This window comes from Micromonospora sp. WMMD730, from assembly GCF_049178955.1.
GTDB classification, from domain to species: domain Bacteria; phylum Actinomycetota; class Actinomycetes; order Mycobacteriales; family Micromonosporaceae; genus Micromonospora; species Micromonospora wenchangensis.
In genome coordinates this window covers 4,875,426-4,887,796 of record NZ_JBMHML010000002.1, presented here as the reverse complement: position 1 = coordinate 4,887,796, position 12,371 = coordinate 4,875,426, and the positions used below count along the sequence as shown (strand labels likewise).

General features: G+C 73.7%; 13 protein-coding genes. 7 read left to right on the top strand and 6 right to left on the bottom strand.

Annotated features, from left to right (window positions below; genetic code table 11):
- The first annotated feature begins 120 nt into the window (after positions 1 to 120).
- Positions 121 to 249, top strand: a complete 129-nt coding sequence (locus tag ACN265_RS21045) for a hypothetical protein (RefSeq protein WP_269756975.1) — start codon at positions 121 to 123, stop codon at positions 247 to 249.
- 61 nt (positions 250 to 310) lie between these two features.
- Here the strand turns inward: ACN265_RS21045 and ACN265_RS21040 are convergent, their stop codons facing one another.
- The gene (locus ACN265_RS21040) at positions 311 to 1,297 is read right to left on the bottom strand and encodes a pirin family protein (RefSeq protein ID WP_421409048.1); all 987 of its coding nucleotides are present in this window, start codon (positions 1,295 to 1,297) and stop codon (positions 311 to 313) included.
- A 10-nt stretch (positions 1,298 to 1,307) separates the two neighbouring features.
- Entirely contained in the window at positions 1,308 to 1,790 is a 483-nt protein-coding gene (locus tag ACN265_RS21035) for a MarR family winged helix-turn-helix transcriptional regulator (RefSeq protein ID WP_145918811.1), read from the bottom strand.
- Between the two features lie 136 nt (positions 1,791 to 1,926).
- On the opposite strand from ACN265_RS21035, the gene ACN265_RS21030 reads away from it, so the two are divergent.
- Together ACN265_RS21030 and ACN265_RS21025 are read left to right on the top strand one after the other, a co-directional pair.
- Positions 1,927 to 2,454 carry a GNAT family N-acetyltransferase gene (locus ACN265_RS21030; RefSeq protein ID WP_421409046.1) on the top strand — a complete coding sequence of 176 codons (528 nt, stop codon included), beginning with the start codon at positions 1,927 to 1,929 and terminating at the stop codon, positions 2,452 to 2,454.
- A gap of 425 nt (positions 2,455 to 2,879) precedes the next feature.
- Positions 2,880 to 3,467 carry a DUF1684 domain-containing protein gene (locus ACN265_RS21025; RefSeq protein WP_421409044.1) on the top strand — a complete coding sequence of 196 codons (588 nt, stop codon included), beginning with the start codon at positions 2,880 to 2,882 and terminating at the stop codon, positions 3,465 to 3,467.
- 70 nt (positions 3,468 to 3,537) lie between these two features.
- Here ACN265_RS21025 and ACN265_RS21020 read toward each other — a convergent pair whose 3' ends face one another.
- Complete coding sequence (locus ACN265_RS21020) at positions 3,538 to 4,125, bottom strand: general stress protein (RefSeq protein WP_145918815.1); 588 nt, start codon at positions 4,123 to 4,125, stop codon at positions 3,538 to 3,540.
- A gap of 134 nt (positions 4,126 to 4,259) precedes the next feature.
- Between ACN265_RS21020 and ACN265_RS21015 the strand changes: the two genes are divergently transcribed.
- From ACN265_RS21015 to ACN265_RS21005, 3 genes are read left to right on the top strand one after another with little or no spacing between them, the layout of a single operon-like run.
- Positions 4,260 to 6,107, top strand: a complete 1,848-nt coding sequence (locus ACN265_RS21015) for a glycoside hydrolase family 15 protein (protein ID WP_421409042.1) — start codon at positions 4,260 to 4,262, stop codon at positions 6,105 to 6,107.
- A gap of 40 nt (positions 6,108 to 6,147) precedes the next feature.
- Positions 6,148 to 6,927: an SDR family oxidoreductase gene (locus ACN265_RS21010; RefSeq protein ID WP_421409040.1), complete on the top strand. Its 780-nt coding sequence runs from the start codon at positions 6,148 to 6,150 to the stop codon at positions 6,925 to 6,927.
- A 42-nt stretch (positions 6,928 to 6,969) separates the two neighbouring features.
- The gene (locus tag ACN265_RS21005; protein WP_421409038.1) at positions 6,970 to 7,470 is read left to right on the top strand and encodes a metallophosphoesterase family protein; all 501 of its coding nucleotides are present in this window, start codon (positions 6,970 to 6,972) and stop codon (positions 7,468 to 7,470) included.
- 2 nt (positions 7,471 to 7,472) lie between these two features.
- On the opposite strand, the gene ACN265_RS21000 is transcribed toward ACN265_RS21005, so the two are convergent.
- Positions 7,473 to 7,688, bottom strand: a complete 216-nt coding sequence (locus ACN265_RS21000) for a DUF3072 domain-containing protein (protein ID WP_204927697.1) — start codon at positions 7,686 to 7,688, stop codon at positions 7,473 to 7,475.
- A 94-nt stretch (positions 7,689 to 7,782) separates the two neighbouring features.
- On the opposite strand from ACN265_RS21000, the gene ACN265_RS20995 reads away from it, so the two are divergent.
- The gene (locus tag ACN265_RS20995; RefSeq protein WP_204927727.1) at positions 7,783 to 8,721 is read left to right on the top strand and encodes an NAD(P)/FAD-dependent oxidoreductase; all 939 of its coding nucleotides are present in this window, start codon (positions 7,783 to 7,785) and stop codon (positions 8,719 to 8,721) included.
- Positions 8,722 to 8,737: 16 nt separating this feature from the next.
- On the opposite strand, the gene ACN265_RS20990 is transcribed toward ACN265_RS20995, so the two are convergent.
- Together ACN265_RS20990 and ACN265_RS20985 are read right to left on the bottom strand one after the other, a co-directional pair.
- Positions 8,738 to 10,033 (bottom strand): cation:proton antiporter, encoded by a 1,296-nt coding sequence (locus ACN265_RS20990; RefSeq protein ID WP_421409036.1) that lies wholly within the window; start codon positions 10,031 to 10,033, stop codon positions 8,738 to 8,740.
- A 160-nt stretch (positions 10,034 to 10,193) separates the two neighbouring features.
- A complete protein-coding gene (locus ACN265_RS20985) occupies positions 10,194 to 12,314 on the bottom strand; it encodes a SpoIIE family protein phosphatase (protein WP_420117911.1) in 2,121 nt (706 codons plus the stop codon).
- Positions 12,315 to 12,371: the final 57 nt, after the last annotated feature.

Below are 12,371 nucleotides of genomic sequence, written 5' to 3'. Positions count from 1 at the left end.
GTCGACGACGTCCTCACGGTAGGACCCCCACCGTCGGTACGCACGCCGGGTCTCCCGGACCCCGCCCGGACGGTGGCCTACCGCACCCCGCGAAGCCGTGAACGCCGAGGAGGCCAGGCCATGCCCGCCGAGACGACGAACCCCGCGACCGAGGACCGTACGGATGCGGTCGAGAGCGAACGCGGCGCGATCCTGGCGGTGCTGCTGATGGTGATCCTCGGGGTGGCCGGGATCTTCGCGGTCTCCTGACCGACGCGGTGCCGCCCCGGGCGTCCCGGGATGACACCGGGACGCCCGTCGGAGGTCGGTCTCAGGGGCGGTCGCCCTGGCCGCCGGTGTGCGGCAGCCGCTGGGCGGGAACCACGCCCAGCTTGCCGGCCTGGAAGTCCTCGAAGGCCTGCATCAGCTCGGCGCGGGTGTTCATCACGAACGGCCCGTAGTGCGCCACCGGCTCCCGGATGGGCTTTCCGCCCATGATGTAGAGGTCCAGAGCCGGGGTGTTGCCGTCCTGTTTGCCGGCGGCGGTCACCCGCAGCGCGTCGCCCGGACCGTGCACGGCCAACTGGCCGCCCTGGAACGGCCGCCGGTCGGTGCCGACCGTGCCGCGACCGGAGAGCGCGTAGACCAGCGCGTTGAAGTCGGCCCGCCAGGGCAGGTCCAGCTCCGCGCCGGGCTCCAGCGTGACGTGCGCGATGGTGATCGGGGTGTGGGTCGACCCCGGCCCCCGGTGCCCGGCGATCTCACCGGCGATGATCCGGATCAGCGCGCCACCGTCCGGCGTGGTCAGCAGCGCCGACTCCCGACCACGGATGTCCTGGTAGCGCGGCGGCATCATCTTGGCCACCCGGGGCAGGTTGACCCAGAGCTGGAGGCCGTGGAAGAGGCCGCCGCTGGCGACCAGGTGCTCCGGCGGGGCCTCGATGTGCAACAGGCCACTGCCGGCTGTCATCCACTGGGTGTCGCCGTCGGTGATGGTGCCGCCGCCGCCCTGCGAGTCCTGGTGGTCCATGATCCCGTCGATCATGTAGGTGACCGTCTCGAAGCCCCGGTGCGGGTGCCACGGGGTGCCCTTCGGCTCGCCCGGCGCGTAGTCCACCTCGCCCATCTGGTCGAGGTGGATGAACGGGTCGAGATCCGACATCGGCACCCCGGCGAAGGCGCGGCGGACCGGGAAGCCCTCACCCTCGTAGCCGCTGGGGGCGGTGGTCAGCCGGCGGACCGGCCGGTAGCTGGTGGTCTCGTCGAGCCGGGGCAGACGGGGCAGGACGAGGACGTCGTCGACGGTGATCGCGGGCATCACGGGCTCCTCAGGTGTCGCGGTGGGTGGACGACGCGTCCCGGTCGGCGCGCAGCCGCCGGCCGAGCCGGTCGAAGACCCGGGTCAGGGTGGCGACCTCGGCGTCGTCGAGGTCGTCCATCAGGTGCCGCCGGACCGAGGCGAGGTGCCCCGGCGCGGCCTCACGCAGGGCCAGCAGCCCGGCGGCGGTGAGCACCGCCTCGCTGCCCCGACGGTCCCCGGGGCAGGACTGCCGGGCGACCAGACCCCGCCGCTGCATGGTGGAGATCTGGTAGGTGAGCCGGCTGGGCGAGAAGACCAGCCGGGCGGCCAGCTCGCCCATCCGCAGCCGCTGGCCCGGTGCCTCGGAGAGCAGGACCAGCACGTGGTAGTCGGCGAAGCTCAGCTCACCGTCGGCGCGCAGATCGTCCTCCAGCTGGGTGAACAGCCGCTGGCTGGCCTCGATGTAGGCACGCCAGCAGGCCATCCGCTCGCTGTCCAGGCTCTCCGTCATGCCCCGAACAGTAGCACTCTTTCAAATTTAAACAAGCTCTCCCGTGTCCGTGTGAGCAGCGGAACAACCGTCCTTGCCGGGAGGAACTTCGGGATTTGAAAGGAAATGGTGGCCGGTGAGCTGCCAGACTGCCCCGGTGGAACCTGTGCAGATCACCGCACCCGGCCTGGTGCTGCGCCCCTGGCGGGCGGCGGACGCGCCGGCCGTGCTGGCCGCCCTGGTCGACCCCGACATCGTCCGGTGGAACGGGCAGGGGGTGACCGACCTGGCGCAGGCCGCCGCGTGGATCACCCGGCGGGCCGACCGGAGCGACGGCAGCCACGTCTCCGTCGCGGTGACCGACGCCACCGACGGGACACTGCTCGGCGCGGTCTCCGTGCACCAGATCCGGAACGGCAACGCCGCCGTCGGCTACTGGACCGCGGGGCCCGCGCGGGGACGCGGGGTCGCCGCCGGCGCGCTACGGGCGCTCACCGGCTGGGCCTTCACCCACCTCGACCTGCACCGGATCGAGCTGTGCCACGCGGTCGACAACCCCGCCTCCTGCCGGGTCGCCACCCGCGCCGGCTACCGCTGGGAGGGGACGCTGCGCGAGTCGTACCGCTACGGCGACGGCCACCGTCACGACGAACACCTGCACGCCCGCCTCGCCACCGACGACTGACCCGCTCCGCTCCCCCTCACCCGCCACTCCCACCCCGCCCCGGCCCCGCCCGGGCCTCGCCCCGGTGATCAAGAGCTTTGCGTCACCCTCCAGCCCGATTCCCGCCCCAAACCTCTTGATCACCACCCCTCGGCGCGGTCTCCCGGCGGAGCGTTCGGTGATCAAGAGCTTTGCGTCACCGCTGAGCCCGATTCCCGCCCCAAACCTCTTGATCACCGCCCCCTTCGGTGTCGTTCCCCCGGTGGAGTGTCCGGTGATCAAGAGGTTTGCGTCATTGGTCAGCCCGATTCCTGACGCGAACCTCTTGATCACCGGGGAGGCGGCTGGGGCGCTGGAGCGCTGGGGAGGGGGTTCGGGGGAGGGGGAAACGGGTTGGGGCGGTGGGAGAGGGGTGGGTCGGGTTCGGGGCTGGTTAGGGTCGACGGGTGGACGACCTCGACGTGCTCGACTGGCGGGAACGCACCGCCGCGCTCTACCTGTCCGACACCGACCTGACCGGCTTCCGGGCCGCCCGGGACGAGTTGTTCCGCAGTCACCCGGCCAGCCCGCTGCCGGCCGCCGACCGGGCCGGCTTCCCCGGGCTCGGCTGGTTCCCACCGGACCCGGCGGCGGTGGTCGAGGCCCCGCTGCGACCCGCCCACGGCACCGAGACCATCGACACCGGGGGCCCCGACGGGGTGGTCCGCTACCGGCGGCTGGCGGTCGCCGAGACCCCGTGGGGGCCGCTTACCCTGTGGTGGATCGAGGCGTACGGCGGAGGGCTGTTCGTGCCGGTCCGCGACGGCACCAGCGGCCGGGAGACGTACGGCGGCGGTCGGTACCTCACCGACACGGTCAAGGGGACCTTCGGGCGGGGACTCACCGTGCTCCCCGGTCACCGGGTACGCCTCGACGCAAACTACCTCTACAACCCCAGTTGCGCGTACGACGACACCTGGGCCTGCCCGCTGGCACCCCCGGAGAACCGGCTCGCCACGCCGATCAGGGCGGGCGAACTGGCGTACCACCGCTGAGACCGGCCGGACGACGCACGCCGCCCCGACGCACGTGGGGTGCGTCGGGGCGGTGGGTACGCCGGGTGGGTCAGCGGGCGGTGGCCCCGGTCGGGGTCAGGTGCATCCGGCCGAGCATCTGCCGCGCCTGGTCGGCCAGGGCGGCGTCGACGGTCACCGCGTACTGGCCGGCGCGTAGCGAACTGGCCGAGGTGAAGTCGCGCTGGCCGCCGGACATGGCGTGCGCCACCGCGCCGAACACGGCACCCCAGATGGCACCGATCACCAGTCCGACCAGGATCACCGCGAGCCAGTTGCCGACCGTGAAGATGCCGAACAACAGGCCGATGAACAGCCCGAACCACGCGCCGGTACCGGCGCCCAGCAGGGCGGCACGTCCCGTGGTGAGCCGGCCGAGCACCGTCTCCACCAGGGTGAGGTTGGTCCCGACGATCGCGGTGTGCTCCACCGGGAACCGGTTGTCGGCCAGGTAGTCCACCACGCGCTGCGCGGACGGGTAGTCCGGGTACGCGCCGATCGTCACCGTGGGCGGGCCGGCCTGCGGGCCGTGTCCGTCCCCCGGCGGGGTCGCCGGCCGGCCGGCCGGACCGGACGGGAGGTTGTCGCCGCCCGGCATCCCGGGGCGCCAGGTGGCGGTCGGGTTCGCTGCTCTGGTCATGGCCTCCTCCTTCGTCAACGACCGGCGTTCCCGCCGACCCGCCGGGATAACGCCGGGCCGCCCGGCAATCCGGGCCGCGGGGACAACCCCGCCGGGCGAGGCATGCGGTACGAGGAGCCCGGGTAACCCGCCCCGTGGACAGCGGACGGATCAGCGAGCACGGGTTCCTCGCCGACGGGCGCAGCGCCGCGCTGGTGGACCGGCACGGCTCGGTCAACTGGTGGTGCCCGGCCCGGTTCGACAGCCCGTCGGTGTTCGGGCGGCTCCTCGACGACCGGGCCGGGCACTGGTCGATCGCCCCGGAGGGCGACGACGTCCGGGTGTCCCGCTCCTATCTGGACGACTCGCTGGTGCTGCGTACCGTCTTCCACACCGGCACCGGCTCGGTGGCGGTCACCGACGCGCTGGCGCTGGAACCCGGCGCACGCGGGCACGACATCGGCCTGCGTTCGCCCCGGGTGCTCGCCCGGCTCGTCGAGGGGCTCTCCGGCGAGGTGCCGGTACGCGTCGAGTTCGCTCCCCGGTTCGAGTACGGCCGGGTCACCGCGTACCTGACCCACGCCGACGGGGTGATCGACGCGCGGGCCGGCGCGTGCCGGCTCAGCCTGCGCTCCGACGTGCCGTTGGCCTGCCGGCACGGCGACGCCGTCGGCCGGGCGACCGTCCGGGCCGGGGACACCCTGCGGCTCACCCTCGGGTACGCCCCGACCTACGACGGCGGCGAACCGGCGCTGCCCGCCGCCGACCGGGTGGTGGCCGACGCGGTGGCCGGCTGGCGCTCCTGGGCCGACCTGCACGACTACCGGGGCCTGTACCGCGACCAGGTACGACTCAGCGCGATGGTGGTGCAGGGCATGACCTACCAGCCCAGCGGCGCGATCGTCGCGGCGGCCACCACCTCGCTGCCGGAACAGGTGGGCGGCGACCGCAACTACGACTACCGCTACGTCTGGGTCCGCGACTTCAGCCTCACCCTCCAGGCGCTGTGGCGGTCGGCCTGCCCCGACGAGGCCGACCGGCAGTTCTCCTGGGTGGCGCGGGCGATGGGCCGCATCGACGACGGCCGGGTGCCGATCATGTACGGCGTCGAGGGCGAGCGGGACCTCACCGAACACTCCCTCGACCACCTGCGCGGCTACGCCGACAGCCGCCCGGTGCTGGTCGGCAACGACGCCTGGACCCAGCGGCAGAACGACGTGCTCGGCGAGATCCTCGACGCCGCCTGGTTGATGCGGCACTACCTGGACCCGATGTCGCCCGACGTACGGCACCTGCTGCGCGCCCTGGCCGACCAGGCGGTCCGGGCCTGGCACCTGCCGGACTCCGGCATGTGGGAGTCCCGCGACGCCGAACGGCACTACCTGTCGTCGAAGGTGCAGTGCTGGACGGCACTGGACCGGGCGGTCCGCTTCGGTCACCGGCTCGGCGACCCGGCCGACGTCGGGCGGTGGACGCGGGCCCGCGACGAGGTCCGCGCGGCGGTGCTGCGGCGGGGGTGGAACGACCGGCTGGGCGCGTACACCGGGGCCTTCGACTCCGACCGGTTGGACGCCTCGGTGCTGCTCATGCCGCTGGTCGGCTTCCTGCCCGCCGCCGAGGCGAGGATGCGCTCCACCATCGACGTGGTGGAGCGGCGGCTGTCCCGCGACGGGCTGCTGCGCCGCTGGGACGGTGACCCGGCCGGTTTCGTCATCTGCTCGTTCTGGCTGGCCAGCTGCCTGGCCCTGGCCGGCGAGCAGGAGCGGGCCACCCGGCTGTTCGAGCAGCTCGCCGGCCGGGTCAACGACCTCGGCCTCTACGCCGAGCAGATCGACCAGGTCACCGGCGAACAGGTGGGCAACTTCCCGCAGGCCTTCTCGCACATCGGCCTGATCAACGCGGCCGGGTTGCTCACCGACATCGCCGAACGACGACGCGACCTCGCCACGGAGCGGCCGCATTTCGTGACGACCGGCACCGACGTCGTGGCGACGTCGACGTGAGCCGTGCCGACCGGCACGGACCGACGGAGGGGACACGCTGATGAGCGGACGACTGACCGGCCGCACCGCCCTGATCACCGGCTCGGACTCGGGCATCGGGCAGGCCACCGCGATCGAGTTCGGCCGGGAGGGTGCCGACGTGGTGGTGCACTACCTGCACGACCACGCCGGCGCGAACCACACCCGGGCCGAGATCGAGAAGGCCGGCCGGCGGGCGGTGGTTGTGCAGGGCGACATCAGCGTCGAGCACCAGGTCGAGGCGATGTTCGACGAGGCGTTGGCGGAGTTCGGCACGGTGGACGTGCTGATGAACGACGCCGGGGTGGACGCCTCCGGCATCGGCGTGGCCGACCTGGACACCGAAACCTGGGACCGGTGCATCCGTACCAACCTGTACGGAATGTTCTTCTGCTGTCGACGCTTCGTCCGGCACCGCCGGGAGCAGGGCGGCGGCGGGAAGATCATCAACATCACCTCGATCCACCAGGAGGTCGCCCGGGCCGGCGGGGCGGACTACGACGCCAGCAAGGGCGGCATGCTCGAACTGGCCAAGAGCCTCGCCCTGGAGGTCGCCCCGATGCGGATGAACGTCAACAACATCGGACCCGGGATGGTGCTCACCCCGTTCAACCAGGAGGCCATCGACGACCCGAAGTACCTGGAAGAGCAGGTGCAGAGCATCCCGTGGAAGCGGGCCGCCGAGCCGGTCGAGATCGCCCGGCTGGCCGTCTTCCTGGCCAGCGACGACGCCGACTACGTGACCGGGTCGACGTACTTCATGGACGGTGGCCTGATGCAGAATCAGGGTCAGGGCGCCTGAGCCGGCCGGCCGCGCCCGGCCCCCGCCCGGAAGGCCCGCCTGATGCGGCTGCTCATGATCGCCGACACCCACCTGCCCCGGCGCGCCCGGGAGCTGCCGGACGAGGTCTGGGCGGCGGTGGACGCCGCCGACGTGGTGCTGCACGCCGGGGACTGGGTCGAGGTGGAGCTGCTCGACCGGCTGGCCGACCGGGCCCGCCGGCTGGTCGGCGTGTACGGCAACAACGACGGCCCCGACCTGCGGGCCCGGCTGCCCGAGGTGGCCGAGGTGGAGCTGGCGGGCCTGCGGGTGGCGGTGGTGCACGAGACCGGGCCGAAGACCGGCCGGGAACAGCGCTGCGCGGCCCGGTTTCCCGACCGCGACCTGCTCGTCTTCGGCCACTCGCACATCCCGTGGGACAGTGTCGCGCCGGGCGGCCTGCGACTGCTCAACCCGGGCTCACCCACCGACCGGCGGGCCCAGCCGTACGCCACGTACCTGACCGCCGAGGTGGCGGCGGGACAGCTCGACCGGGTCGCGCTGCACCGCCTGCCACCCCGCTGAGGTCACCGGCCCCGGCCGGTCTCCTCCTGCAATTCGTCGATCCGCCGGGACGCCTCCGCCTTGGTCAGGTCGTCCGGCACCTCCTCGCCCGCCTCCCGGGCGAGGGTGTGCAGGTACGACTCCTGGGCGGCGGTCGGCGGTTCGTCCCCGGTCACCCACTCCTCCGGGTCCTTGATCGCCCCACGTGGGTCGGGCTGCTGGTCGTTGCGGTCGGTCATCACGTTCACCTCTCCTCGAACAGCCGTGCCAATACCCCGCCGGTCGCCCGCTCATGCCGGTCGCGGTGCCTACGATCAACAGGTGGACACGGATGTGATCGTGGTGGGTGCTGGCATCGCCGGGGTGGCGTGCGCCGGGGAGTTGGCGCGGGCGGGCGTACCGGTGCAGGTCCGGGAACGCGGTCGGGTGCCCGGTGGTCGGATGGCCAGCCGACGCTTCGACGGCCGCCCCGCCGACCTGGGCGCGGCGTACCTGACCGCCGACGACCCGGACTTCGCCGAGGTCGTCCGGCGCTGGCAGGCCGCCGGGCTGGTGCGGGAGTGGACCGACACCTTCGTCGCGTACGGCCCGGACGGCCGGCGGGAGGTGCCCGGTCCGGTCCGCTGGGCCGCCCCGCGGGGCCTGCGCTCCCTGGTCGAGGAGCTGGCCCGGGAGTTGCCGGTGACCGTGGACCGGTTCGTGTCGGGCGTCGCACCGGGTCCGGTGGTGGACGGGGAGTCCGCCGCCGCCGTGGCGCTGTGCACCCCGGGGCCGCAGGCCGCCCTGCTGCTCGACCCGGCGCTGGCCGGGGTCACCCGGGCCGCCGGCCGGCAGCGGTGGTCGCCGGTGCTCGCGGCGGTGCTGCGCTTCCCCGGCCGGCGGTGGGCCGACTTCCGGGGCGCGTTCGTCAACGACCACCCGGTGCTCGCCCTGGTCTGCGACGACGGCGACCGGCGGGGCGACGCCGCCCCGGTGCTGGTCGCCCACACCACGCCGGAGTTCGCCGCCGGGCACCTGGCCCAGCCCGGCGCGGCCGGCCCGGCGATCGAGGAGGCCGTGCGGGACCTGCTCGGCTTGCCGGACCCGGCCGAACTGACCCACGTGCACCGGTGGACGTACGCCCGGCCGGTCGAGCCGGACCCCGACGGCGGGTTCTTCCTCGACGACGACCTGGTGGGGCTGGCCGGGGACGCCTTCGGCAGGCCCCGGGTGCAGAGCGCCTGGCGCTCCGGCCGGGACCTGGGCCGGGAACTCGCCCGCCGGCTCACCTGACCGTCACGGTGCCCGGTCAGCCCCGGGCACCGTCCAGGGCCGGTTCGTCCTGCCGGCCCCGCTCCGACGGGTCGGCGGTGCGTTCACCGGCCCGGTCCAGCAACTGCATCACCGGGGTCGCGGCGATCCCGTGCACCACCACCGACACGACCACCACCAGGCCGACCGTCGCCCAGATCAGGTCCGCCTGGGCGAAGTCCGCCTTGGTGGTGGCGTACGCCAGGTAGTAGAACGAGCCGACGCCCCGGATGCCGAACGACGAGATCACCCAGTGCTCCGCCGGTCGACCCGGTGCGCCGCGCAGCGACAGCCAACCGAACAGCGGCCGGATGACGAACACCAGCGCCAGCCCGACCGTCGCCGCCTGCCAGGTGAGCGGGGCGAGCAGGCCGGTGATCACCGCGCCCCCGAACAACAGCAGCAGCAGGACGGTCAGCAGCCGTTCGGTCTGCTCGGCGAAGTCGTGCAGCACGGCGTGGAACTCGTGGGTCCGTTCGGCGGCCCGGATCGCCCGCGCGGCGACGAACACGGCCAGGAAGCCGTACCCGCCGATCACCTCCACCAGCCCGTACGCCAGGAAGGTGGCGGCCAGCGCGAGGAAGCCCTCGGCGTGCCGGGCCAGCCGCAGCTCGCTCGGGGCGCGGAAGAACAGCTTGCCGAGCAGCCAGCCGATCAGGAGGCCGCCGCCGATGCCGACGGCCAGCTTGTAGAGCACGTCGACGGTGAACCACTCGGCGAACCAGCCCGACGGGGCAAGCCCTGCGGTGGCGATCGCGATGGCCGCGTAGACGAACGGGAAGGCCAGGCCGTCGTTGAGGCCGGCCTCGGAGGTCAGCGCGAAGCGCACCTCGTCCTCGGAGTCCTCCGCGTCGGTGGGTTCGCCGACCTGCACGTCGGAGGCGAGCACCGGGTCGGTGGGGGCGAGGGCCGCGCCGAGCAGCAGCGCGGCGGCCGGTACCAGGCCCGCCCACCACCAGCCGAGCAGCGCCACCGCCGCGATGCACAGCGGCATCGCGATCGCCAGCAGCCGCCAGGTGGACGACCACTTCCGCCAGCTCAACGGTCTGTCGATCTTGAGGCCGGCGCCCATCAACGCCACGATCACACCGATCTCGGTCAGGTGGGTGGCGACCTGCGGATACCGCAGCGGGTCGGGCGCGGGCAGCCCGATCGGCAGGGCGAAGACCAGCATCCCGAGGCCGAGAAACGCTATCGGCATCGACAGCGGACGATGCTCCAGCAGGCGGGGGAGCACCCCGGCCAGCAGGGCACCCACGCCCACCAGCGCGAACTCGACATCGACCAGTTCCACCCCGACCGCCTCTCACCCCCGGCCACGAGCGTGGGCGGGGGTGGGACTGTGCCCCGTGACCGGCCGGGCTAAGCCTGGGTGTCCGGCTTGTCCCGGCACGGGCGGTCGATCAGCGGCCGCCGATGGCCGCCGGCCGGGTCGGACCCACCGGCACGGGAGGTCAGCCGGTGGGTAGGAGGATCTCGAACCAGACCGTCGAGCCCCGTACCGTCGGGTCGGTGCCCCAGGCGTCGGAGAGCTGTTCGATCAGCCCGAGGCCCCGGCCCCGGCTGCTCAGCGTGTCGGTCTGGGCGCGGGTCACCGTGCCCCGGGTGCCCGAGTCGGCCACCGACACCAGCAGCCGTTCCGGGCTCAGGTCGATCTCCACCCGGGCGGCGGTGCCGGCGTGCAGCAACGCGTTGGTGGTCAGCTCGCTGGTGCACAGCACGGCCGCGCCGATCACCGCCTCGGGCACCTGCCACTCGGCGAGCTGCGCCGTCATCCAGTGGCGTACCCGGCTGGGAGCGGTCGGTTCGGCGGGCATCTCCATCCCGGCCGACCGGCTCGGCTTGAGCGCGTGCTCGACCGCGAGCACCGCCACGTCGTCCTCGGTGGCGCCGGGGACCGCGCCGGTGGCGACCGCGCACAGCGCCCGGGGGTCACCGCTGGCCGCCCCGGCCACCGCCGACGCCAACCCGGCCAGGCCGGCGGTGAGGCTCTGCCGCCGCCGCTCGACCACCCCGTCGCTGTAGAGCAGCAGGGTGTCGCCGGGGGCGAAGGGCACGGTCGCGGTGGGCGGCCGGCACCCCAACCCCAGGGGCGCGCCGGTCGGCAGCTCGACGAAGTCGGCGGTGGCGACGCCGTCCGGCCCGGTCCGCCGGATCAGCGGCGGGGGATGCCCGGCACTGGCCAGGGTGATCTCGCCCCGGTCGGCGTCGACCACCCCGAAGGCCACCGTCACGAACAGCTCGTGGGTGCCGGTCTCGGTGCCCAGGCTCGCCACCAGCCGGTCCAGCCCGGCCAGGACGGCGTCCGGGCGGGGATCGGTCAGCGCCAGCGCCCGCAGCGCGGCGCGTACCTGCCCCATCCGGGCCGCCGCCTGCACGTCGTGCCCGGCGACGTCGCCCAGCACCACCCCCAGGTCACCGGAGGGCAGCAGGAACGCGTCGTAGAAGTCGCCCCCGGCGGCGTTGCCGTCGACCCCGGGGTCGTAGCGGGCGGCGATGCGCAGCCGGGGCAGCGCCGGCAGCTGCTCCGGGAGCATGCTGCGTTGCAGCAGCTGGGCGGTGCCGTGCTGGGTCTCGAACCGGCGGGCGCGCTCGGCAGCCTGACCGACCAGCTCGGCTGAGGCGGCCAGCAGCGCCCGTTCCGCCGCCGTCCAGCCGTGCGGGGCCTGGTAGCCGACGGCGAGGCCGCCGCGGATCACCGACGAGCGCAGCGGCAACGCGGCCAGCGAACGGATCTTCTGGTCGTGCCGGTCGACGGCGGTGTCCCGCAGCGGCTGGCCGTCGCCGGCGAAGAAGGGCACCCCGCTGCGCGCGCCGACCACCACCGGGGCGGTGGTGTCCGGCGGGACGGGCCGCCACAGCGGGGGCAGCCGCTCGTCGGCCTCGTCGAGCAGTTCGCCCCGGATGCGCCGGACCAGCCGCCAGGCGGGGCCGTCGTCGACGGCGAAGGAGACCTGGTCGGCGTCGAAGGAGTGCAGCGCGTAGCGCAGCGTCACCCGGGCCACGTCGTCGAGGGTGAGGGTGCCCGACAGCGCGGCGGCGAAGTCGGACAGGCTCTGCAACTGCTGGGTGAGCTGGCTGGTCTGGGCGGCGACGGTGAGCACGCCGACGATCCGCCCGGTGCTGTCGCGGACCGGGGAGTGGCCCCTGGTGAAGACGGTGTGCTCGCCGGTGCCCTGCTGGTGGACGGGGAGCACCGACTCCTTCTGGAGGAAGGACTCGCCGTACCGGTAGGCGCGCTCGATGACCTCGCCGACGTCCGGGCTGTGCCACAGGTCGGCGTAGACCTCGGGGGCGGGCCGGCCCATCGCGTCCGGGTGCCGGTCGCCGATCACCTCCGCGTACGCCTGGTTGTAGAGCAGCACGAAGTCGTCGCCGTAGTGCAGCGCCATCGGCACGGGGCAGGACAGGATCACGTCGACCAGGACGCGGATGGTCACGTCCCAACCCTGTTGCGGGCCCAGCGGGGTGTCGGCCCACGGGTGGGCGGGCACTGCCGCCGCCTCCGGTTCGACCCCGGCCGGCCCCGGTGCGGGGGTTGGTGACGTCGGGACCCGCCCGACCGTGCCTGGCATGCCCGCAGCCTATCCGGAGCCGGCCCGGACGACCCGATCATGCCCGGCGCCTCCACT